The organism is Pseudomonadales bacterium (assembly GCA_041395945.1).
Classification (GTDB): Bacteria; Pseudomonadota; Gammaproteobacteria; order Pseudomonadales; family Azotimanducaceae; genus SZUA-309.
Map to the genome: position 1 here is coordinate 194,146 of JAWKZN010000001.1, position 22,632 is coordinate 216,777.

Below are 22,632 nucleotides of genomic sequence, written 5' to 3' on the forward strand. Positions count from 1 at the left end.
ACGGGTATGACAGATACGGTGGATTCGCTGAATCTGTGGGGAAACACACTGCTGAATTCGATGACAGCGCTCTGGACGAAGGTCGCCGGTTTCATACCGAACCTGCTCGCCTTCTTCGTGATTCTGCTGATCGGCTACGCGCTTGCCCGGCTGCTTGGAACGCTCACGCGCAGGCTGCTGGTGGCGATTCACATCGACGATTTCAGCCAGCGGGTGGGGGTGCGCACTGTGCTCGATCGCGCCAGTATCCGGCTCGACGTGAGCGCTATGCTCTCCCGGCTGGTGTTCTGGCTGCTGATGCTGACATTCCTGGTCTCCGCGACCGAGACACTGGGCCTGCCCCGGGTTTCTGCCACCATCGACACTTTTGTGCAGTATCTGCCGAAAGTGCTGGGCGCTGCGTTCATACTGCTTGTCGGTCTGTTCATCGCTCAGTTTGTCCGCGCCCTTATCGTTGGCGGTGCCGAGAGTCTCGGCATTGAGTCTGCCGGTGGCCTGGGTGGTGCAGCTTACGGTTTGCTGGTCATCATCGTCGTTACCCTGGCGATCGGTCAGCTCGAACTCGAGACCGAGATCCTCAACCAGGTTATCGCCATCCTGCTGATTTCTCTGGGAGGTGCCGCGGCGCTGGCGTTCGGACTGGGTTCACGGGAAGTCGCGGGCAATATTCTGGCAGGCACCTATGCCCGTGAGCTTTACCGTGAAGGAGACCGCCTGGTGATCGGAGCGGTGAGTGGCACGGTCACCCAGGTGACGGCGGTGAAGCTGGAACTTCGTACCGAGTCCGGTGATCTGATTACCCTGCCAAACGCGGAAGTCGTCAACGCCACTGTCACCCGCCTGCACGGCCAGTAGCCTGTAATAAGCATTTCGACTCCTCGCAGTTTCATGTGGGATTCTGAACAGCGGGAACTGGTCGTGCAGGCACGTAAAGAGCTGCCTTATGGCATGCGGGCATTCGAAAGCCTCGCCGCCGGGCAGTATTCCTCGATAAGATACCTGGCCCTGTCGATGCTCGGTGATCGCGACGCGGCGGATACCATTACCCAGGACGTGTTGATGCGGGTGATGCACGGTCTGCCGAAACTGGAAGACGTAGACCGATTTCCCGCCTGGCTGGCCCGGATCACCACCAATGTGACCCGGTCACATCTGGCGAAGGAACGCCGGGAGCGTGAGAAGTACTATGCGTTCTCCGAGGAACAGGTCTGGGACTCTCCTGATCCGGAGCAGTCCGATGCAGATTTCGGGGTCATGCTTGCCGGGCTGTCAGTGCTGGAACGGTCCATCGTGAGTCTCAAAATACTGCAGGATCTGGAATTCAATCAGATTGCCGAAGTGGTGGGACTTGGCATCAGTGCGACCAAGATGCGCTACTACCGGGCACTTGAGAAAGTCAGACTCCGGATCGAGCCTGATGAAGCGCAGGAGTGACGGTGACGGACGCGGAATCCTGTGAATCCGGAGCAGTACTTATGTTCAGGGGAGCAACGCAGGCGTCTGCTGCAGGTTTGTCCGGCCGGCTCATCAGAAGCTGCCGGTCGTTGATCAGAAATTTTGGAGTGATGGAAATGAGAATGTTCACCTGGTGGCGGGTCGTGGTGTTGGCCCTGCTGGTTTCGGCTTCCTGCGCGGTACAGGCGGAAGATCTGCGCGAGTCGTTGCGAGGTCCGGTATTCGGTGCGGCAAACACCGCGCTCGAGGGTGCCAACGCGGCGAAGGCCAGTGTGCTTGCGCCGACTACCTATGCAAAAGCGGCGGAAGCCTACAGGCGGGCCGAGAAGGAGTTCGAAGCGGGCGGCAAGCTGGAGCGGATCCGCTCTCTGCTTGAACAGGCCCAGAGCGGGTTCGATGCGGCGCGCAGTGCGGCTCAGAAGGCGGCAACCGAAGTGGCCGCGGCATACGAGGCGAGGCTCGATGCGGAAGCCAGTGGTGCGGAAGAATTCGCTAACAAGTTGTGGAAAGAGGGCGAAACTGCTTTCTATGATGCGGTAACTACCCTGGAGAAGAACAGCACCCGTCGAGTGGCGCGCAACGCAGGAAACGCGGAGGCCGCTTACCGGGCTGCGGAACTCGAAGCCATCGATACCTCGGTGATGGCGGAAACGGATCGGGTCATCGCGCAGGCGGCCGATGAAGGTGCGAGACGCTATGCGCCACTGTCTTATCAGTTCGCAGTAGATCTGCTCAATCAGGCCCGCACGGAACTGGCGCAGAATCGCTACGACACCGACAAACCCAGAAACCTTGCCAGCAGCTCGCTGCACTACGCGAAGCATGCGCGCTACGTGACAAAGGTCGTCAAGCAGATCCAGGACCGTGACGAAAGCGTTGAGAGTGTGCTGATGGAGTGGGAAAACCAGATCAACCGGCTTGCAGACGAGCTGGATCTTGCGGTGTTCTACGATAATGGTCCTGACCTCGCGATCGACACGCTGGCAGCCTCCATCAAATCGCTGGTGCAGGAACGTGATGAACTGCGTGTACGCATGGCAGACAGCAATGCACAGATCGAGCTGCTGACCAGTGAACTGGGCGGGCAGAACGCTGCGCGGGAGCGGCTGAATCAGCAACTCGCCCAGCAGCAGCGCAAGGCCGAGCGCATCCGCCGGATCGAAGCGCTGTTCAAGGACGATGAAGCGCAGGTGCTGAGGGTGGAAGACCGGATTGTGATACGCATGATCGGATTGAATTTCGACAGCGGCAGTTCGAATGTGCTGACACGCCACTATCCGTTGCTCACCACGCTGATCGAGGCGCTTGGACAGTTCCCTGAAAGCCCTCTGATCATCGAGGGCCATACGGATTCCCACGGCGCGGACGATCTCAATCACAGGCTGTCAACAGCCCGGGCAGACGCGGTGGCCAGCTATCTCATCGCCAACAGCGCGATCTCACCCGCACTGGTGTCTGCGCTCGGATTCGGCGAAACCAAGCCGGTTGCGAATAATGAGACCGTGGAAGGCCGGAGGAAGAACCGGCGAATCGACGTGGTCATCTATCCCAGCATGTAGCGTGCCCCTGTGGAGCCGGGTCGCACTCAGTACCCGGCTTCACCGCGGGAGATCAGCGCAGCAAATTCCCGATCCAGCGGTACGTATCTGGCTGCACCGGGCTTGAGTACGTAGAGCGTGTCGCTGACCTTGTCGAGGTCGTAGGCCTGCTCCCGCAGATCGCCTTTCACCATTTTGAAGGTGCCGGTCACATCGAGGTCTCCCTGCACCCGCAGGAAAACCGGCTGGGCGTAGGCGGGCAGTTCCTTACGCACGAAATCTGAGAAGGCTTCGATATCCAGCTCAGACTCGCCTTCCTTCAATGTCAGTGCGGCCATCCCTGCTTTACCGTCGGCACCGGGTACGGGCACGCCGTAGACATTGGAAAAGCGGATCTGGCGGAAACTGTTGAGGATCTCGCCCACTTCGTTGGTTGAAACGTTTTCTGACTTCCAGCGGAAGGTATCACCCACCCGATCCACAAACTGGTAATGCGGGTATCCCATGGAGTAACCCACGTCGACCTGTTTCATCAGATCGCCGGAATTGAACCAGGCATCCCCGGTCTCGAAGGCATTACGGATGATTTTCTTCTCGGTGGCTTCCGGATCGGTATAACCTTCAAACACAGCCGTTTCATTGATCTGACCCAGCAGCAGGCCGGGTTCACCCGGATCAGCAGCAATGCAGTGGCCTTCAGAATCCCGGACGATGGTGTCGTTGTGAACATCGTACTTGACCAGGGAAATGGTCGAAGACGTCATGCCCACTGTGCAGTCCTTATTCAGCAGATTGGCAAATGCCACGTTGCCTTCGCTCGCACCGTAGAACTCACTGATGCGCTTGATGCCAAAACGCTTCTTGAACGGTATCCAGATATCAGGACGCAGGCCGTTGCCGGTCATGGTGGTCAGCGGGTTTCTGGCATCATCGGGTTTTGCCGGCGTGTTCATGAGATAGCGGCACAACTCGCCGATATAGATGAGCAGATTGGTGTTGTGTTCACGCACCTCAGGCAGGAAGTTGCTGGCCGAGAACCTGCGGCGGATGAATACACTGGCGCCGGATGAAATAGCGGCGCCGACTCCGATCATCAGTCCAGTGGCATGGTAGAGGGGCAGGCACACGTACATGCGGTCCTTCTCGGTGCATTTGAAAAGCGCCTTGTGTGACAACCCCGCGCTCGCCAGAAAGCGCCGGTTGCTCATTACCGCAGCCTTCGGCAGGCCGGTGGTGCCAGAGGTGAATATGTAGAGGGCGTTGTCCCGCAGGCTGACGGTCTCCACTTCGTCGGGATTGCTGACAGGCAGTCCTTCGGCCGCCTGATCGAGGTTGGTAGCCCAGTTCGGGGCAGCCTGGCTGCCTGCGTCGGGTACGAACAGGTAGTCGGTTCCCTCTTCAAGGTCGAGGTCTTCTTTGATTTCGTGTAAAGCGTCCCCGAGCTCTTCGCCGAACACGCATTTCCGGGAGCTGGTGACCGACACGCAATGAGTCAACGGCCTGCCCCGCAGATTGGTATTGATCAGCGCGGCGGTGACGCCCAGCTTGTTGAGTGCGACGATCACGGCGAGAAACTCTATGCGGTTTTCCATCATCACGGATACGGTATCGCCTTTCTGCAGCCCCTGGGCTGCGAAGGCGTGCGCGTAGCGATTGGCCTGGGCATTGAATTCCAACCAGGTCTGCTGCCTGCCTTCGAATATCAGTGCAGTACGATCGGGGAAGGATTGAGCATTGCGCTGGACCTGTGCGGCGAAACAGTCGCGCTCGTCCGCAGAACGTGGCTGCATGCCTTTCTTCAGCGCCAGCAGTGTAGGTACCTGAGCAACGGTGCGGACAGTATCGACAATACCCATGGTTTCCCCAACTCTCCCCTTTTTCGATCTCAACCCCTTAAATCGGGGGGTCGGAGAACCATAGCTGTCGCGATTCCCCCCATCAAGCGTATTGTGGCATCCTCGGGTCCGGTATCCGCAGCTTCTGCGGACAGCTTCTGCGGACAGCTTCTGCGGACAGCTTCTGGGGAAGTGCATTCAGGACAACAGGGAGATCCGGGCGTGACAGAGAATCAGTGGCAGATCGGCAGGGTTCGGGTGACCCGGATCGTGGAGATCGAGGCGACCGGGGGGAGCCGGTTCATTCTGCCGGATGCTACCCGGGAGGCCTGTCTGCCTATCGGATGGATGCAGCCCCACTTCATGGATGCGGCGGGTAATCTGATCATGAGCGTGCATGCGCTGGTGGTGGACACGGGAGAGCAGCGCATCATTGTTGATACCTGCATCGGCAATGACAAGGTGCGATCGGTTCCTGCGTGGACGAATCTGCAGACCGCCTTCCTGGCGGACCTGGCAGCTGCCGGTTATCCGCGAGAGTCCATCGACACGGTGCTCTGCACTCATCTGCACGTGGACCATGTGGGCTGGAATACGATGCTGGTGGATGGACGATGGCTGCCGACGTTTCCGAACGCCCGCTATCTGCTCGGAAAAAAGGAGTTCGAATACTGGTCCGCCGAGGATGCGGGCGGGCTCAACGACGGGATCTTTGCTGACTCGATACAGCCGGTGGTGGATGCCGGCCTGGTAGATCTGGTGGACTGGCACCACGAGGTCTGTACCGAAGTGCAGCTCGAACCGACCCCCGGGCATACACCCGGACACATCAGCGTGCACATCCGTTCAGAAGGAGCGGAAGCCCTGATCACCGGCGACTGTATTCACCATCCTGTGCAGATGACCCGCACGGACTGGTGTTCATCTGCGGACTACGACAAGGCCGAGGGTCGGAGCACCCGTGAAAAGCTGCTGGACGACTACGCGGATGGGGACGTACTTGTCATCGGCACCCATTTCGCCACACCGACGGCCGGACATATCCGGCGCCTGCCGGAAGGCGGCTACTGGCTGGACGTGGGTCAGATGAGGTCGACGTGATCGTCGTCGAAGGCCGCCTTGCGATGCAGAGAGATCATCCAGATGTTCAGGCGGCGCCGGGCGGGAGGGACATCCAGTGCGACGAATGCCACCCCCAGTGGCAGCATCCAGAATCCGAGTACGGGCAGAAATCCGAACACGCCGCCGATCATGAAGAGGAAGCCCAGCAGCGTCCGGAAGCCGGGTGGCACGTGCGTGTTGCCCCAGTGCAGCACTCTGTACATCCAGCCTGCGATCTTCTGAGCAAGCTCGGTCTTGTTCATTGCCTGAAGCTCTATCCGTGCCCGGTCATACCAGCACAGGACCATCGCTTGGCGCATCGTGCAGATCCGGATGCGCGCGTCGTTTCAGGTCCGGGTCGATAGACAGGTAGCGGAAGCAGCCGTCCTCTGAGAGGTTGCGCTCCAGGCGGTTGCGATGCAGAAGCAGGTGCACGTGCGCAATGGCCTCGCCGAGCGCCATCATCATCTGCCGGGGATCCAGCCGGCGGGCAAACAGCACGGGAAGCAGCTCTCTGGCAGTTGCCGGCTGCACACAGTGTTCTTCGATGGCCAGCATGCGGTCTTCGTGGTGCCCGATAAGCTGGCGCAACCGCTCTCTGACGCCGAAAAACGGCAGATTGTGTGCGGGCAGCACGAAAGTGTCTGCCGGGATGCTGAGGAAGCGGTCGTGAGACTCCATCCAGACCTTCAACGGATTCGCTTCCGGCTCTGTCGGGTGCACGCTCACATTGCTGGTGATCACCGGCAGGATCTGGTCGCCGGAAATCAGTATTTTTATCGACGCGCAGTACAGACAGGCATGTTCGGGAGAATGCCCGGAACCCACCATGATGCGCCAGTCCCGACCGCCGATGGTGAGCACCTGGCCATCTTCGAGCCTCACATAGCCGGATGGCATTTCGGATACGGACATGCCCTCTGAGGAGCGTGCTTCCCAGGCTTTGCGCAGCCCTTCGAGGTAGTCGGCAGGCATGCCGGCCCGCTCGTAGAAGGTGCGTCCGAGCCAGCTCGACTGGAAAGACGGCCCACCCGAGGAAAATGTCCGTGCCTGGTAGTACTCGGCCCTGGTCATATACAGGGGGCAGCGGAAGTGATCGGTGATCATCAGTGCCTGGCCGATATGGTCCGGGTGCATATGAGTGCAGATCACCCCGACCACCGGTCGACCACCCAGCTCCTTTGCGAAGATCTCATGCCACAGCTCGGCGGTCTGAGGCAGAGACAGGCCGGTATCCACCACCCACCAGCCCTGGGTGTCTTCGATCAGGTAGAGATTGATATGGTTGAGCGACCCCCCGCCCATGGGCATGGTCAGCCAGCGAACCCCCGGGGCCAGTTCGATGGTAGTGCCCGGTTTGGGGTGCTCGGCGTAGGGATAGGTCAGACCGCTCACCGCGACCTCCTTGGGATCCGGAAAAGCAGCCAGTATAGCGACTTGCCGGCAGCACCCGCAGGTCTCTGTTGGCGCAAGAGCAGGCCCTCACGGGCTGGTTCGAGTGCAAAAGCGGGGGGGATCCAGTAGATTTGCCGCTACTGTCGAGTTCCATTAGGGGGGAATCACCATGTCAATGAACGTAAAACCTGTGCCGACACTCGATGACGAGGTCAACGAGATCCGCCTGGGCACTGCCGAAATCGTGAACCGGGACATTCTGCCCAACGAAGGTAAGTTGTGGGGCTGGATGACCGACAGCGCGAACGCACCGAACCAGGCCAAGAAAGAAGCGGGCGAGCTGCGGCTGCACATCCAGAACACGGTCAAGAAGGCCAGTCTGTGGGCCCCCCACCTGCCGAGAGAATTCGGCGGCATGGGTCTGACCTTCATGCAGCATGCCTACATGAACGAGGTGCTCTCCTACAGCCCGGGCGCAGCTTCCCTGTTCGGGGTGGTCGCACCGAACTCGGGTAATCAGAAAATACTGGCGAAGTACGGTACACCCGACCAGCACGAGAAGTGGCTCAAGCCCCTGACAGACGGGACCATGCAGTCCGGATTCTCCATGACCGAACCCCACAATCCGGGTTCGGACCCGCGCTCACTCACCACCCGTGCGGAACTTGACGGCGATGAGTGGGTGATCAATGGCCATAAGTGGTTTACCTCCAACGGCCATGCGGCGGATTTCTACATTGTGATGTGCCGTACCTCGGATCCGGACGATCCGGGTGGTGCCAACGAGAAAATGACCCAGATCATCGTGCCGAAGAAAACCCCGGGGGTGAACATAGTGCGCGGGGTTCCGGTCTGGGGCAGAGCGTCCAGTCATTGCGAGATCATCTATGACAACGTGCGGGTGCCGAAGGAAAATCAGCTCGGACGCACAGGGACCGGACACCAGGCTGCTCAGGACCGCCTGGGTGCGGGTCGTGTTTATCACTGTATGAACTCCATCGGTTCCATGTGGCGCGCCTTCGACCTGATGATCGACCGGCTCATGACCCGTGAAGTGCATGGCGGTGAGAAGCTGGAAGAGAAGCAGTTCATGCAGGGCTTCGTCGCGGAAAGCTACATGGACATTCAGAGTGCGCGACTCATGACCATTCACTGCGCGGAGAAAATGGAAAGCGGGGCGGACCCCCGGACCGACATATCCGCGATCAAGGTATTTGTGCCCCAGGCCTATCATCGGGTGGTAGACCGGGCGATTCAGGTGTATGGCGCCGCCGGTGTGTCTGGTGATCTGCCTCTGGCGGGCATGTATCAGGGCGCCAGGACGCTCCGGATCGCGGATGGTCCGGATGAAGTACACAAGATACTCATGGCGAAAATCATTCTGCGCCGCTATCACGCGGGAGAGACCTGGGACTTCGGCAACTGAGTCCGTCCGGTACCCGGTAGCCATTCGGGATGCTACAGTTCGGGGCTGTTTGTGGGAGGAAACTAAAGTGGGAGTAGACGATGCAATGTCCTAAGTGTCCGGGATCGCTTCAGGCAAAGACCTATGGCCGAAAAATCACCGTGCACCGCTGCTCGGATTGCGGCGGTCTCTGGTGTAAGCCTCAGGTTCTGCTCGAAATGAAAAAAGAGTGGATGTCCGAGGCGGTGCTGGATTCCGGAGATCCCAAGCTCGGATCGGCTTTGAATCAGCTTGCGGACATCAAGTGCCCGGAAGACGGAACCCTGATGGACAAGAAGGCAGACGCTAAACAGACACACATCTGGTACGAATCCTGTCCGACCTGCAATGGCATGTTTTTCGATGCAGGTGAATTCACCGATCTGAAATATGACACGCTGATGGACCGGGTGCGTGACTTTGTGAAGGGTCGACGCAAAGGCTGATCCCGGATCGGTGGCACCATTGAATCAAAAAGATTGCTTAATCGAAAAGATTGCTGAACGTCCGCCGTTCGTTACTTCTGCGGGATTCCCGTATGCAGCGGGCGAGCAGAGGGATACCTTCCCGGATTTCGGCCTCCTGCAGATGACCGAATGCCAGGCGCAGATAAGGCACGTCTGCGCCGCTGTAGTGAAAAGCGGCGCCCGGCAGATAGGCGAGGCCACGCTCTGCCGCAAGTTTCGCTAGCCTGCTGCGATCCACATCCTCCGGTAAACGCACCCACACGAACAGACCACCGGCAGGATTCGACCACACACACTGATCCTGCAGCTCGTTCTCCAGGGCCTGAATTGTCAGATCCCGCTTGATGCGCAGTGCATCGTTGCCCATTTTCGTGTGTTCCCAGATCCCCTCGCTGTAGAACTCCGCGACAATGGCGGCGGCCAGGGTATTGCTGCCGGCGTCGTGGCGACGGGCGAGGATGCGCTCGAGCATGGGCGGTCGCGCGAGCAGGTAGCCGAGGCGCAGACCGGGTGCGAGGATTTTTGAAAGTGAACACAGATAGATGTGACGGGGATCCGGGTCGAGTGCATAGATGGCGGGGGGTACTGGACCGTCGTAGTGGACGTCGCCATAGCAGTTGTCTTCGATCAGAGGCACATCGTAGCGCTTCGCCAGCGCAATCACCTCCAGACGGCGGGCGCGGGACATGGTGACCCCGGTGGGGTTCTGATAGGTGCTGATGGTGTAAATGAAACGGGGTTTACGGCCGGCGCCAGTGAGTTTTTCCAGGGTCGATGCGAGGTGATCCGGGCGCATGCCGTCCGCATCCAGCGGTATGGCGTGCATGTCGAAGCGCAGACTGCGATAGGCGGACAGTGTGCCCGGGTAGCTGAATTCCTCGAGGATGATTGCATCTCCCGGAGCCTCCTGAAGGGCTTCGGCCGTGAGGGTAACGGCCTGCATGGAACCGTTGGTGATCACCAGATGATCCGGATTCACCTCCACACCTTCCCGTTCCGACTCACGCCGGGCCATGGCTGCGCGCAAGGGCGCATAGCCGAGTTTGCCGGGATAGTCGTTGAGCGCCTTCGCCTCCCTGGCAAGGGCGCGCACGGCGGCATCCTGGAGTGCCTTCAGTGGGAAAGTGTCAGGGTTGGATCGGCCGCTGCCGAAGTCGTAACGGATGCTCATGATTTCTGCTCCCGGCAGTGTCCGAGTTTTTCGGTGGTGAGATAGATGAAGCTGTCGCGTATTGCCGCCATCATGTCCGTGTCGCACTGATCGAGCTCCACCACAAGCCACTCCAGAACTTCCGGATCCGCAGCGGCAATAACGGCGGGTATGTCCATGCTGCCACTGCCGACGGCGACATGGGCTTTGCCCTGCTCCAGTGGCCCATCCTTGATGTGCAGCAGCGGAGTGCGAGCGCGGACCCGGGCGACTTCCTCCGCAGGATCGCAGGCGCCGAAATTGGCCGCCCAGTAGGTGTCGATCTCGAACTGTACGTCCGGGACCAGTTCCTGCAGCAGGTGATAGCCCGGACGCCCATCGACCAGCGCGAATTCCCACCAGTGGTTGTGGAGAAACAGGGTCAGTCCATGGGGTGCCAGATCATCGATGAGTTTCTGTGTGGTTTCCGCCGTGCGCCGGATCGCGTCTTCATCTTCGAAATCTTCCGGTGCGAAACCCCCGGCCGCGCGTTTCAGGCCGAGTTCACCGAGCACGTCCACAACCTCGGCAATGGGTCTGCTGTTCGCCCAGGGGAAGTGGCTCGAGGAGATCTTCATGCCGAGGGCCTCGACCGCCTGGCGGAATTCCCGTGGTGGCTTTCCGAACAGGTTGAAGGGCTCAACACCGCTGTAGCCGATATCCGCAAGCTCGCGCAGGACAGCGCTGATATCGGTTTTGCTTTCTTTGCGCAGCGAGTAGAGCTGCACGGAGATGGGTTTCAAAGGATGATCTCCCGGCCGGTGACTGATGATTCGTAAATGCCATCCAGCACCCGCTGCACGGCCAGTGCCTGGGTGAGGCTGATCAGAGGTTGTTCCTCACCGAGCAGTACGTTGATGAAGTGGTGAACTCTCGAACAGTGGGGGAAGCGGATGGCTGCAGTATGTGGATGCTGCAGGATGCGATAGTCGGACGCATCGCCTGCCTCGTAGAGTTCGTCAGCAAATACTGCCAGGCTGGCATTCTCGCCGTGCAGAATCACATCGTGGTCCGTGCCGCTCCGCTGGTGCATGGCCCAGGCGGCCTCGAGGCTGATCACAGCCCCGCTCTCCATGCGGATCAGCGCGGTGGCGAAGTCATCGACATCAAAGGTGTCAAATTCCCGTTCCGAGATTCCCCAGCCCCCTTCTCCCAGCCCGCGTTGGCCGAAGCGGGTGAAGGTCGCGCCGCTCACGGAAACCGGACTGAAATCATCAAGCAGATGCATGGCCACATCCAGTACATGGACGCCGATATCCAGCAGTGCGCCACCCCCGGCCATGGACTTGTTTGTGAACCAGCTGCCCAGCCGCGGAATGCCTGCGCGTCTGCGCCAGAAGGCTTTGACATGATAGATCCCGCCGAGCCGACCGTCCGCGCAGAGATTGCGCGCGCGCTGCACGTTGCGCTCGAAACGCTGATTCATGCCCACCATCAGGTGACGATCGCTCAATCTGGCGGTGGCAATGATGCGCTCTGCCGCATGCTGATCAATGGCGAAGGGTTTATCCAGAAGAACGTGCTTGTTTGCGGCCAGGGCCATTCTTGCCAGGGCTTCGTGGTGAGCATTGGGCACCGCGATGTACACAGCATCGATATCGTCCCGTGCCAGCAGATCTTCGGTTTTCGTGTATGCCGCTTCTGCGCCTACCTGGCTTGCCAGTGCAGAAGCCCGCTCGCGATTCACATCTGCCACCGCAAGAATGCGCGACTGCGGGTGCCGGCCGAAGTCCTTTGCAGTCAGTGCGGCGATCTGGCCGGCGCCGATCAGTCCGACGTTGATTGTGCTCATTGGGTCCTCCCGATAAGGTATCGTACCATCGGGATGAGGGATGGATGCGGTGCCTGAATCGATAGCCCGCCGTAAAGTGCGGATGGCCCTCGTCGGTGGCGGGGAAGGCGCTTTTATCGGACCCGTGCACCGGATGGCGGCTGAACTCGATGGCCACATAACTCTGGTGGCTGGTGCGTTTTCGAATGACGCGCAGCGGTCGATCCGTTCCGGGACCGGGCTGTACGGTCTGCCTGCGGAGCGCTGCTATCCGGACTACCAGACGATGTTTGCTGCCCAGGCGACGCTGCCCCCGGCAGAGCGCATCGATTTTGTCACGATCGCCACACCCAACCATCTGCACGCGCCGATCGCGCATGCGGCATTGGATGCGGGACTGCATGTGGTCTGCGACAAGCCCGTCACCCACCGGCTGGCGGACGCCCTGGCGTTGCGGGAGCGTCTAGTTAAGACGGACCGGCTCTTTGCCCTGACCTACAACTACAGTGGCTACCCGATGGTGCGGGAGGCCCGCGCGCTCATCCAGGCGGGTCGTCTTGGCAGCATCCGTAAGGTGGTGTGTGAGTACTTTCAGGGCTGGCTGGCAGAGGATGTGGAATCCCGGGGTAATCGACAGGCCGAGTGGCGCACGGATCCGGAGCGCTCGGGTGCTGCGGGGTGTTTCGGGGACATCGGCAGCCATGCGCAGCACCTGCTGGAGTTTGTCAGCGGCTGTGTCGTCGGCTCCCTGTGCGCCGATCTCAGTACCTTCGTACCCGGTCGACGGCTGGATGATGATGGCACCGTGCTGCTGCGCTTCGACAACGGCGCGAAGGGTGTGCTGATGGCTTCTCAGATAGCCGTCGGGGAAGAGAACAATCTGCGCCTGCGTGTTTACGGTGACAAAGGGGCGCTTGCCTGGAGCCAGATGGAGCCGAACTCCCTGACCCTGCGCTGGCCGGATCATTCGATGCAGACTCTGCGCACCGGAGGACCGGGCGGTTCCCCGGCTGGCAGCGCTGTTACCCGACTCCCTGCCGGACATCCTGAAGGTTACCTGGAAGCTTTTGCGGCCCTGTACCGGAATTTCGCCCAGGACGTGTTGCGCGTCGAGCGGGGAGCAAGTCCCGAGCGGGACTACCCCGGAGTCGAGGATGGAGTACGCAGCTTGCAGTTTATTGAAACCGCCGTCGCCAGCAGTTCGGCAAACGGAGACTGGCTGCCGCTCCATCAGGATGTGCGGCAGGCCGACCAGCGCGATGGATCACGAGTGGAATGGATGACTGAACTATGAAAACCCTGCGCGGCCCCGCCATTTTTCTCGCCCAGTTCATGGCGGATGACGAACCCTTCAACAACCTGGAAGCCATGGCCCGCTGGGCGGCCGGACTGGGCTTTGCGGGCATTCAGGTGCCGATCGGCAATCCGGCCTTTATCGACGTCGCCCTGGCCGCCACCAGTCAGACCTATTGCGATGAGCTCAAGGGCCGGGTGGCAGATTGCGGAGTCGAGATAACCGAACTGTCCACGCATCTGGAAGGTCAGCTGGTTGCCGTGCATCCGGCTTATGACAGGATGTTTGATGCGTTCGCACCGCCACCGGTGCACGGTGATCCGGCCGCGCGGACCCGATGGGCGACCGAGCAGGTGAAGCTGGCCGCGCGCGCGAGCGGTCGACTCGGCCTGACCGCACAGGCGGCGTTTTCAGGCGCGCTGCTCTGGCCGATGCTCTATCCCTGGCCCCAGCGGCCGCCCGGCCTGGTGGACACCGGCTTTGCGGAACTGGCCAGGCGCTGGCGGCCGATACTGGATGTGTTCGACGAGGCCGGCGTGGACTGCTGTTTCGAACTGCACCCAGGTGAAGATCTGCACGACGGTGTGACCTTCGAGCGATTTCTCGAGGCGGTCGACAATCATCCACGCGCCGGCATCCTCTACGACCCGAGTCACTTTCTGCTGCAGCAGCTCGACTATCTGGCCTTTATCGATCACTACCACGACCGCATAAAGATGTTTCACGTCAAGGACGCAGAGTTTCGCCCGGACGGCCGCTGCGGCGTGTATGGCGGTTACCAGGACTGGATCGATCGACCCGGGCGGTTCCGTTCGCTGGGTGATGGCCAGATCGACTTCCGCGCCATCTTCTCGAAACTCGCGGCGTACGACTTCCCCGGCTGGGCCGTGCTCGAGTGGGAGTGCTGTCTGAAGCATCAGGAGGACGGCGCGCGGGAAGGGGCCGCCTTCATCGCCGATCACATCATCCGGGTTACGGAGCGGGCCTTTGATGATTTTGCTGCGACTTCTGCAGGGGCGGGTGGTGATGCGGCATTGAATCGCGCGCTGCTGGGCCTGTAGCAGGCTGACTTTGTCGAACTGCTCTGACCACAAGTGGTATCGGCCAAACGTATTCGACAGCGATTGGGTGATGCGGGAGGGCCCACGGATTTTGGGATCAATCTGATGTCATTGCCACCAGGCCACTGGTCGAGCCAGCGCCATTGGCACTCGCATGAAGACGAGTTTGTATATGTGCTGGAAGGTGAGCTGACGCTGGTCGAGGACGATGAAGAGACTACACTGACATCCGGTGATTGTGCCGCGTTTGTGAAAGGTTCCGGAAACGGACATCACATGATCAATCGGGGCAGTGCGGTGGCTGTTTATCCCGAAATTGGCTCGCGCCAGCCCCAGGATCTCACGACCTGTTCAGACATCGATATGATGAGCGCCAATGCCGATGGCCGTTTTGTCCACAAAGATGGAACGCCCTATCCCGGACAGTAGTGCCGCGCTCAACGGGCAAAAGTCCATGCGCACCTCATCCCGCAATGCGGGGCTACTGGCCGGTATCCGTTGCTAGTGCTTTAGTGCGGTGCCGGTGCTGTTTGCGATGATGGGCCATCAATGCATGACTGGATCGCCTCAACCAACTCGGTGAACTCCACCTTCATGAACGAATGGCCTCGGCCGGCGAGTGACACAGTGGTCGCTTCAGGCCATTTCTGCGCATACTGGTGCAGGTGGTTGAACGGTACCCATTCGTCATCCTGGCTGTGATAGAGCGTCAGGTGCTGAATGGCTGGCAGGTGTTGCGCAAAATCATTGGCGAGGGCGAAATCGTCGCCACCCCACTCCCCATCGGCGCATTTGTAAGGCATTGCGACGAGGAACAGCGCCCTGATGTTGTGAGCCGGTTTGTCTTCAGAGAGCATCTTGAGTAACGCCGCTCCGCCTAAGGAGTGCGCGACGATAATTGCTTCATCACCTGTATCTTTGAGAGCGTCAACCGCCTTCGACCGCCACAGGTGGTAGTCGACAGATTCCAAACCCGGAAATTTCGGATAGTGGACGTCCGCGACTTCGCGGAGAGCATCGCCCAGATAGTCAGCCAGTGCCTGGTCTTCAGCATACGCACCCTCACCGCCTCCCTGTACAAATAACACCTGCTGTTTCATAGTTCGCCCCTATACTGATCCTGATACGCAACTGGTTGCGAATCAATACTACCAGGATAGAATCGCTGTCAAGTTTCCGGTTCACCAATATCCATGACAACCCCGCACAGATCGCGCTGCCCCATCAACCTGTCGCTTGAAATCATCGGCGATCGGTGGAGTCTCGTCATATTGAGAGACATGATTTTCGGGCGGAAGCGCCATTTCAGGGAACTGCTCAACCAGTCGATGGAGGGGATATCGTCGAACATTCTCTCTGAGCGGCTGAAGATGCTGGTAGACAACGGCATGCTGACGAAATCCGACGACCCGTCGCACAAACAGAAGAGCATTTATAGTCTGACAGAGAAGTCGATCGCACTGGTTCCTGTGCTGGCTCTCCTCGGCGCCTGGGGCCGCCGATACTTCCCTGCGTCGAAGGAGCTCAGCATTCGTGCGCAGCTGCTGGAAGAAGGTGGACCGAAAATGTGGGAGCAGTTCATGAAAGAACTCCGAGTGGAGCATTTGGGTAAACGTACAAAACTTAAAGGCCGGACAGTTGCACAGGTACTTCAATCGGCTTACGAGGCGAAGCGAGGAGGGACGAGCTAAGAGGTAGTCGGAAGCGGCACAATCAACAGTGTCCCCATGCACTGCAATGGATTGCCGCCACGCGCCAATCCGACCCCTTAAGTGGCAAAAATCGTTTCGTCGGGGGAGATCGGCCGCGGATCACCGTACAGTTCGGGTTACCACCCATTTGCGCTTTCCGATCATCCGCGACCGCTTGAAGCCAGGATGCTCGAAGGTGGACAGGGCGCCATTGAACAGAAATGCTGGCGAGGCATTGCGACCCTCGATGTCTTCCGGGTATCCCTCGATGCGCCCACCCTTCCCGGACGAGGCATTCCTTCGCCTTCCGCCTTATCGCCGGGGTGTCCTCCGCGCTTTGGCTCTTCGCGTGATACCACATGCACCAGCATTCCCCCGGACACCTTTATTCGCTTCGACCAGCCGTGCGAAAGCTGGCCAGGTGCGCGAGTCCAGCGCCCTGGTTTCGTGCTTTTTCATCGAGCCGCAACCTCGCCGGACAATCGAAACTGGAGTATCGCAAACCAAAGAAGATTGAAGATTGGCTCCGAGCACTTGGCAGAAGACGACTGAGGCAGCATCACTGGCAGTTCTGGGCCAGCTACTACGGTCATTCCAAATTATGGTTCCGGCACCGAGTCACGAAGCTGCCTGGCAACCGTAAAGTAGTAGTTGCGGCCGGTCGCAGTGAGAAGATCGCGCCCCAATCGTTCCAGGGCATCTGCCTTCAGAAGCCTGGCTTCAGCAGCCTTGTAATCCAGTGCCAGCAGGTGATCGCACAGTTGCGCCGTCCACTGCGGGTCGTCCTGAAGGGACGTTTGAGCCTGCTTGAACAGGGCGTCAGAGCCACCGGCAAGCGCAGCGATCTTCAAGGCTTCTTCTTTCTTCGAGAGCGGAAACAGGTTGGATGGATTGCCATCGAACCAGCCCAGATAGCCGGAGAAGATTGCGCGCACGCTCCATTCGATGTTGCCGTAGTATTCTTTCAGGTAGTCCAACTGGGCATACTTTTCAGGGAGCCTGACGCTTTCAACGAGCTCATCGGGCGTCAGGCCGCGATTCATCCCGTCGATTGTCTGGTCAAATACAGACTTGATCGCATCCCGGTAGTTGGTAAGCGTCTCAATGGCCTGCGCCTGGCCTTTGATCGGTCGCGTATGCCCACCCACCAGGTGATTCGGGTTTTCGTCGATCATCGAAGAAAGACTGTTGATCCAGGCCAGAACGTCCCGGTATGGCGTGCCTCGTATGGCGTAAAGGTTTGGCCATGACTTGTAGAAGTTATCTCCCGCAAACACCACACCTTCCTGGGGGTACCAGATATAGATTTCGTCGTAGGCTTCTCCAGTCGCAGCCACGAGATCCAGCTCAACGCCCGCTAGTGATACCCGTTCTCGCGGGCGACTGAGCATGTGTGTCGGCTGTGTGCCCTCAGCCGCAAAGACCTCGCCACCACGCTTGGGAAAATAAGCTTTAGCAACGCCGTTGTTGATCCTCTGGTCGGGTTTAAGCAGAAAGCCGCCCTGACGTGCGCCACGCACCTGCTGAATCGTCAGTCCTGCTTCATCGAGCGTTCGGGTCTCCTGATTGAAACCCTCACGCGCCCAGATCTGGACGTTCTCTCCGGCGGCGGCGAAAACGCCCACCCCGCCTGTGTGGTCACCGTGCCCATGGGTTAATATGATGCCGCTGACTGGCTTGTCCGTTATCCTGCGGAATTCCGCCAGCACAGCCTGAGCAGTGACTGAATCGATCTGCGAGTCGATTATCACCAGACCCCTTGTGCCGATGATCATCGAAGTAGGTGACACACCAAATCCAACCGCAGTATGGACGCCAGGTGCGACTTCGATGATTTCCTGTTGAAACTCAGAGTTTCTCAGTTGCAGAAGCTTTTCCGCGTCGGTGGCTGCAACGCAGATGACCGCAGAAAATACTGTTGCTGCGCTAACGCAGGCGCTGACTGGAATTCTCAAGAGCTTCTCCTTCGAATTGTCGATAAAGCGATACTACAGAACGATAAATGGGGCTGCTCAGGGTCGATCCCTGCCGGGCTTATAGCGTGCAACGACCCGCGCCGGCAGGCCGGAAGCAGCCGACTGGTCGCGAAACTAAAACATGGTGTTGTCGTTCTTTGATGTCTTTGGGACGATCTGCAGCACGTCCCAGTGCTCGACGATTCGACCGTCGTCGTCAAACCGGAAAATGTCAATTCCGGCATAGTCGTGATCTCCAGGCCATTGCTGATGGCAATGGAGAACGACATGGTTGCCGTCCGCAAACACCCGTTTGAATACCACCCGCTTGCCGGGATACTCGGCGGCCATCCGCTCGAAGTAGCCGATGAAAGCCTCCCTGCCATCCGCAACCTCCGGATTGTGCTGAACGTACTCGTCCCCGACGAATCGCTCGATGGCCTCCCGTGGTCTGCACTGATTGAACATCAGGTCGTAGAAGGCTTTCGCGTTTTCCTTGTTGCGCTGCGGGGTGCTCATCTGCACAGGTTACCATCAGCCAGGATGTCTGGTTCACGGCGGTCGCATTGGGCCGCCGATTCAATCGGTTGATGCAACAGGTTCGCTATGACACTCTGCTGGAGTTGTGAGTTTCACCGCGCAACCGGTATCCAGATTTCCAGCCCACCCTCACCCGTCTGCGGGTTGAAGCTGTCGCCGTACTTTTCAAACCAGGGTGCTTCAACAACGGTCTGTTTGGATCCGGGCAGCCAATCCGACCAGATGGCATCGCAGGTGTCGCGCACGTTTGCGACGTGTCCGCTGTGCTCGAAAACGGCATAGGTTTGAGGTGCGATATCCAGCCGGACAAGGTTCTCCGGACTGTCGGCGCCTTTCGGCAGTTCCACACCGCTCAGATAGTCATAGCTGGTGTCGCTGCCGTTGTAGATGATCCCGTAGGTTGCCGGTTTACCCGCGCTGGTGACACGCGGTATGAAAGGGGCGAAAGACTGCCACTGGTCCGGGATTTCCGCGACTTTCTCGAATGGGTAGTAGCGGGAAATGCCGACGATTGACAGCTTTCTGCTGAGCGTTTCGTAACGCGGCTCTGCCAGGGTCGTTGCTTCTGTCGATTTCATCAGTATGGGCTCCATGATTTCCAGATCATCGGTGTGACGCTGTGATCGCACCTGTTCAGGGGTTTTGTGGAAGTGACTTTTGAAGGCGCGGGTGAATGCTTCATGGGAGCTGTAGCCGACGGAAAGCGCCAGGTTGAGGATGTCTCTCTCCCCTGACGCCAGGGACTCCGCCGCCCTCGACAGGCGCCGAAGCCGCACGTAGCGACTTATCGGCTGTCCCACGGCGTAGCAGAATATTCGACTCAGGTGATATCGGGAAACACCTGACAACCGCGCGAGGTCATCGAGGCTGATCTCCTCGCGATAGTGGTTCTCGATGTACCAGACCGCCTTCTCAACAGCTTTCATCGAAGCAGCTTCCGATCCTCCAACGACAGGAATCCTAATATCCTGGATCTGGCCGTGCTTGATAGTGTTTGCGCAGGCGGGGGAATCTGGTTTCGGCAGTTGCGGGCACGTGATGTCCGACCATGCAGGCCCTCCTGCGGCTGCGGCTGCAACTCAGGGCAGCGCGATGGATCTTCTGTCTTCGGCTGCGCTGCGATAGCAGGCATCCACGATCTCGTGGCTCTGCAATGCCGTCTGGAAGTCCGGCACGGCCGGCGTACCGCTAAGGGCACATTCCAGAAATCGCCGATCGCCGATCCCGGCCAGACTGCGCAGATCCTCGTCCGCCGGGTTGAGATCCATCAGGCTCATGAAACGGGCGAGGACTTCGTCGCTGGAGAGTGTCACCGAGGGCCGGTCTTCGATTTCGCAGGTAATGGCGCCGAAATAGTCCTGGTCGGTGGTGAAGCGGGCGCGTTCGAAGATCACTTCGAGAAAGCGGCTCGAGGCTCGGCTGTCGATCGAGTGCCAGATGCTGCTCAGGGTGGAGGTATGCCCGGCCTCGTGCAGGAAGCTCACTTCGGCGACGTCTTCAATGCCCCTGTGCCCTGATGTCTCCCGGGTATGGCACTGCACTGAACGCACTTCGCCGAACAGACGCCGGAACAGATCCACGTCGTGGATGGAATGTTCCAGCAGAGTGCCACCGCCGGCGCGATTTACGTCGGCCCGCCAGCTCGAACCATAGTGGCCACGGATCGGGAAGAACTGGTCGTCGCGCATGTGGGCGCTGAGCAGTGGTCCGAAATCACCCTTCATGAGGTCGGCGAGCACGGTGAAAACCGGGCTGAAATGCAGTACCAGGCCGACCTGGTGGACGATACCGGCAGCGTCTACCTGCCGCGTCATCTGCCGCGCCCGAGCCAGACTGGTGGCGAGGGGCTTTTCACAGAAAAGGTGCCGACCTGCTGCTGCAGCCATCTCGACCAGCGCCGGGTGTTCCGAGGTTTCGGCGCATACGTAGACGATGTCACAGCGATCGATCACCACCTCGGCCTGGGTGGTTGCGAGGCTGCAGCCGCCGATCTCGGCAAAGGCCTTCGCGCGATCCTCGCTCCGATCGCAGACGGCTTCGTAGCGGCAGTCGATCCCATGGCGGCCGATCGCATCCCGGATGTTGCGGGCATGGAATTTCGCAATGTGGCCGCAGCCGATGAGTCCGATCTTCAGGGTCATGGTTCAGGAATTCCTCAGGCCCGCGGTCGTTGCCGGTTGTGCAGATAGTGCCAGTTTGCTGTCGATCTGCCTATTCGATGACGATGGCCCGCGATACACAACCCCCGCACTGGCCGCCTGTCGGAGGACCTCTGCCGCACACGGAGTTATCAGCCGGGATCGGTTGACTCAATGCAAAGCCGGGTGCAGCATAGCCGCCCTGTTTAATTCGAGACGTTCGAGCGCGCACCATGAATCGGCCGCAGGCACTACATCACACTTCCGGGAAGTCGGCGCAGAAGCGGCGGTGGTCCTGTGTGTGTCTGTCTGTGATGCAGATGCCGGCAGGCGCAGGGGACTATCTGGCGATTCCGGCAGATGTGTTCGTCATCCTCACTGACAGAGGTGGCTCGAGCGGGTAAAGCACGATAGCTCAGTTAACAGCAGAGCAGACAAAAAACCCCGAAGAGCCGAAAGCCTTCGGGGTTTTTCGTTTCAGGGGCCTGATTGCCAGTCGGAAGTTGCAGAGATGGAACAAACATACAGCCCAGAACAACTCACCCGGAATCTGACCCGCACTCTGATGCTGGGTTTCTTTCAGGTTTTCCTGGTGATCATGCCCATTGCGGTGCCGTTCTTTCAGAGCAAAGGCCTGTCCATGCAGGAGGTATTCACCCTGCAGGCTCTGTTCGGCGCGGTCGTGCTCATCACCGAAGTACCCTCGGGTTACGTTGCCGACCTGTTCGGACGGCGCTGGACGCTCATTCTCGGTGCGGTCTTTGCAGGGGTCGGTCACACAGTGCTGATCGGAGCGGAAGGTTTCTGGGGCCTTGCGCTGTTCGAATTCGCGCTGGGGATCAGCCACAGTCTGATCTCGGGCGCGGACATCGCGCTGCTTTACGACACGGAACTCGCGCTGGGCCGGGGGGATCAGGCTCAGCGGCAGATTGTCGGTCGCCTGTATTCTGCCCGCACACTTTCGGAAGCGCTGGCCGCACTGGTCTGCAGCGGACTCATGCTCATGAGTTCTATGGAAGCCGTCGTCTATGTGCAGGCGGTGATCGGCTGGATTCCGCTGATGCTGGCGCTGCGTCTCGTGGAGCCTCCGGCTGAGCGTCTGCTCAGCAGTGGTCATCTGGACAACATGCGGCGCATCTGCACCCACCTGATGCGGGATTCCGCCGTGCTGCGCCTGTCTGTGCTGGCCCTTTCCATATGGAGCCTGACGACGTTTTACGCGGTATGGCTCCTGCAGAAACTGTGGGAACTGCAGGGCATCGGCTTGCAACATTTTGGTTATCTCTGGGCCGTGCTCAGTGTGGTTGCCGCACTGTCGGGTCGCTATGCACACGCCCTCGAAGCGCGCTTTGGCACGAACGGGGTGCTGCTGTTTATCGGCATTGCCCCCGCTCTGGGATACCTGGGCATGGATCTTTTCGGAACCATCGGTGCCTATCTGGCGAGCCTCACCTTTTTCGTGAGCCGGGGAGTCGGTTTCGTGGTGCTCAAGGATGCGCTCAATTCCCGGGTGCCGAGTTCGTTCCGGGCAACTGCAAACTCGCTGACCAGCTTCGGGTTCCGGGGCGCATTCCTGCTCACGGGGCCGCTGGTGGGTTATGGATTCGATCTGTGGGGCATGTCTACCACGCTGTACCTGCTCGCCGGCACGACCGGGTTGATCTTTGTGGCCATCATTCTGCCGCTGCTGCTCGCGGTGCGTGCGGCATCGATTTCTGCCCGGACCGGTATCACGGCAGAGTGAGTGAGGATGCGCTG

22 protein-coding genes are annotated in these 22,632 nt (G+C 59.5%); 11 read left to right on the forward strand and 11 right to left on the reverse strand.

The features are described 5' to 3' along the window. Nucleotides 1-6: 6 nt before the first annotated feature. From R3E82_00940 to R3E82_00950, 3 genes are all read left to right on the forward strand, one after another. On the forward strand, nucleotides 7-855 hold the full coding sequence (locus tag R3E82_00940) for a mechanosensitive ion channel (GenBank protein MEZ5549432.1): 849 nt from the start codon (nucleotides 7-9) through the stop codon (nucleotides 853-855). 33 nt (nucleotides 856-888) lie between these two features. Further along, on the forward strand, nucleotides 889-1,434 hold the full coding sequence (locus tag R3E82_00945; protein MEZ5549433.1) for a sigma-70 family RNA polymerase sigma factor: 546 nt from the start codon (nucleotides 889-891) through the stop codon (nucleotides 1,432-1,434). A gap of 137 nt (nucleotides 1,435-1,571) precedes the next feature. Further along, entirely contained in the window at nucleotides 1,572-3,014 is a 1,443-nt protein-coding gene (locus tag R3E82_00950) for an OmpA family protein (GenBank protein MEZ5549434.1), read from the forward strand. Between the two features lie 26 nt (nucleotides 3,015-3,040). Here the strand turns inward: R3E82_00950 and R3E82_00955 are convergent, their stop codons facing one another. Beyond that, nucleotides 3,041-4,849: a long-chain-acyl-CoA synthetase gene (locus R3E82_00955; GenBank protein ID MEZ5549435.1), complete on the reverse strand. Its 1,809-nt coding sequence runs from the start codon at nucleotides 4,847-4,849 to the stop codon at nucleotides 3,041-3,043. A gap of 201 nt (nucleotides 4,850-5,050) precedes the next feature. Here R3E82_00955 and R3E82_00960 point away from each other — a divergent pair, with 201 nt between their 5' ends. Further along, complete coding sequence (locus tag R3E82_00960; GenBank protein MEZ5549436.1) at nucleotides 5,051-5,929, forward strand: MBL fold metallo-hydrolase; 879 nt, start codon at nucleotides 5,051-5,053, stop codon at nucleotides 5,927-5,929. Here the strand turns inward: R3E82_00960 and R3E82_00965 are convergent. Beyond that, complete coding sequence (locus tag R3E82_00965; GenBank protein MEZ5549437.1) at nucleotides 5,911-6,249, reverse strand: hypothetical protein; 339 nt, start codon at nucleotides 6,247-6,249, stop codon at nucleotides 5,911-5,913. The genes R3E82_00960 and R3E82_00965 overlap by 19 nt on opposite strands. Next, complete coding sequence (locus R3E82_00970; GenBank protein MEZ5549438.1) at nucleotides 6,218-7,324, reverse strand: MBL fold metallo-hydrolase; 1,107 nt, start codon at nucleotides 7,322-7,324, stop codon at nucleotides 6,218-6,220. The genes R3E82_00965 and R3E82_00970 overlap by 32 nt, the downstream gene beginning before the upstream one ends. A 175-nt stretch (nucleotides 7,325-7,499) precedes the next feature. Here R3E82_00970 and R3E82_00975 point away from each other — a divergent pair, with 175 nt between their 5' ends. After that, complete coding sequence (locus tag R3E82_00975; protein ID MEZ5549439.1) at nucleotides 7,500-8,750, forward strand: acyl-CoA dehydrogenase family protein; 1,251 nt, start codon at nucleotides 7,500-7,502, stop codon at nucleotides 8,748-8,750. 80 nt (nucleotides 8,751-8,830) lie between these two features. Then, nucleotides 8,831-9,214 (forward strand): zf-TFIIB domain-containing protein, encoded by a 384-nt coding sequence (locus tag R3E82_00980; GenBank protein MEZ5549440.1) that lies wholly within the window; start codon nucleotides 8,831-8,833, stop codon nucleotides 9,212-9,214. A 37-nt stretch (nucleotides 9,215-9,251) separates the two neighbouring features. Here the strand turns inward: R3E82_00980 and R3E82_00985 are convergent, their stop codons facing one another. The 3 genes from R3E82_00985 to R3E82_00995 are packed head-to-tail and all read right to left on the reverse strand — an operon-like array spanning nucleotide 9,252 to nucleotide 12,216. Further along, the gene (locus R3E82_00985) at nucleotides 9,252-10,406 is read right to left on the reverse strand and encodes a PLP-dependent aminotransferase family protein (protein ID MEZ5549441.1); all 1,155 of its coding nucleotides are present in this window, start codon (nucleotides 10,404-10,406) and stop codon (nucleotides 9,252-9,254) included. Next, nucleotides 10,403-11,167 (reverse strand): TIM barrel protein, encoded by a 765-nt coding sequence (locus R3E82_00990; GenBank protein ID MEZ5549442.1) that lies wholly within the window; start codon nucleotides 11,165-11,167, stop codon nucleotides 10,403-10,405. The genes R3E82_00985 and R3E82_00990 overlap by 4 nt, the downstream gene beginning before the upstream one ends. Continuing rightward, the gene (locus R3E82_00995; protein ID MEZ5549443.1) at nucleotides 11,164-12,216 is read right to left on the reverse strand and encodes a Gfo/Idh/MocA family oxidoreductase; all 1,053 of its coding nucleotides are present in this window, start codon (nucleotides 12,214-12,216) and stop codon (nucleotides 11,164-11,166) included. Before R3E82_00995 ends, R3E82_00990 begins: the two co-directional genes overlap by 4 nt. A gap of 49 nt (nucleotides 12,217-12,265) precedes the next feature. Between R3E82_00995 and R3E82_01000 the strand changes: the two genes are divergently transcribed. The 3 genes from R3E82_01000 to R3E82_01010 all read left to right on the forward strand — a co-directional run bounded on the left by R3E82_01000 (nucleotide 12,266) and on the right by R3E82_01010 (nucleotide 14,979). Then, nucleotides 12,266-13,489 carry a Gfo/Idh/MocA family oxidoreductase gene (locus R3E82_01000; protein MEZ5549444.1) on the forward strand — a complete coding sequence of 408 codons (1,224 nt, stop codon included), beginning with the start codon at nucleotides 12,266-12,268 and terminating at the stop codon, nucleotides 13,487-13,489. Beyond that, nucleotides 13,486-14,550 (forward strand): sugar phosphate isomerase/epimerase, encoded by a 1,065-nt coding sequence (locus R3E82_01005; GenBank protein MEZ5549445.1) that lies wholly within the window; start codon nucleotides 13,486-13,488, stop codon nucleotides 14,548-14,550. The genes R3E82_01000 and R3E82_01005 overlap by 4 nt, the downstream gene beginning before the upstream one ends. Before the next feature lie 105 nt (nucleotides 14,551-14,655). Then, nucleotides 14,656-14,979: a cupin domain-containing protein gene (locus R3E82_01010; GenBank protein MEZ5549446.1), complete on the forward strand. Its 324-nt coding sequence runs from the start codon at nucleotides 14,656-14,658 to the stop codon at nucleotides 14,977-14,979. 80 nt (nucleotides 14,980-15,059) lie between these two features. On the opposite strand, the gene R3E82_01015 is transcribed toward R3E82_01010, so the two are convergent. Next, the gene (locus R3E82_01015) at nucleotides 15,060-15,650 is read right to left on the reverse strand and encodes an alpha/beta hydrolase (protein MEZ5549447.1); all 591 of its coding nucleotides are present in this window, start codon (nucleotides 15,648-15,650) and stop codon (nucleotides 15,060-15,062) included. Between the two features lie 93 nt (nucleotides 15,651-15,743). On the opposite strand from R3E82_01015, the gene R3E82_01020 reads away from it, so the two are divergent. After that, nucleotides 15,744-16,241, forward strand: coding sequence for a helix-turn-helix domain-containing protein (locus R3E82_01020; GenBank protein MEZ5549448.1), 498 nt, complete (start codon nucleotides 15,744-15,746; stop codon nucleotides 16,239-16,241). A gap of 599 nt (nucleotides 16,242-16,840) precedes the next feature. Here the strand turns inward: R3E82_01020 and R3E82_01025 are convergent. From R3E82_01025 to R3E82_01040, 4 genes are all read right to left on the reverse strand, one after another. Continuing rightward, nucleotides 16,841-18,196 carry an alkyl/aryl-sulfatase gene (locus R3E82_01025; GenBank protein ID MEZ5549449.1) on the reverse strand — a complete coding sequence of 452 codons (1,356 nt, stop codon included), beginning with the start codon at nucleotides 18,194-18,196 and terminating at the stop codon, nucleotides 16,841-16,843. A 135-nt stretch (nucleotides 18,197-18,331) separates the two neighbouring features. Beyond that, nucleotides 18,332-18,715: a nuclear transport factor 2 family protein gene (locus tag R3E82_01030; protein MEZ5549450.1), complete on the reverse strand. Its 384-nt coding sequence runs from the start codon at nucleotides 18,713-18,715 to the stop codon at nucleotides 18,332-18,334. Nucleotides 18,716-18,828: 113 nt separating this feature from the next. Further along, nucleotides 18,829-19,662 carry an AraC family transcriptional regulator gene (locus tag R3E82_01035; protein MEZ5549451.1) on the reverse strand — a complete coding sequence of 278 codons (834 nt, stop codon included), beginning with the start codon at nucleotides 19,660-19,662 and terminating at the stop codon, nucleotides 18,829-18,831. A gap of 153 nt (nucleotides 19,663-19,815) precedes the next feature. Beyond that, a complete protein-coding gene (locus tag R3E82_01040) occupies nucleotides 19,816-20,877 on the reverse strand; it encodes a Gfo/Idh/MocA family oxidoreductase (GenBank protein ID MEZ5549452.1) in 1,062 nt (353 codons plus the stop codon). Nucleotides 20,878-21,385: 508 nt separating this feature from the next. Between R3E82_01040 and R3E82_01045 the strand changes: the two genes are divergently transcribed. Next, nucleotides 21,386-22,618: an MFS transporter gene (locus R3E82_01045; protein ID MEZ5549453.1), complete on the forward strand. Its 1,233-nt coding sequence runs from the start codon at nucleotides 21,386-21,388 to the stop codon at nucleotides 22,616-22,618. Nucleotides 22,619-22,632: the final 14 nt, after the last annotated feature.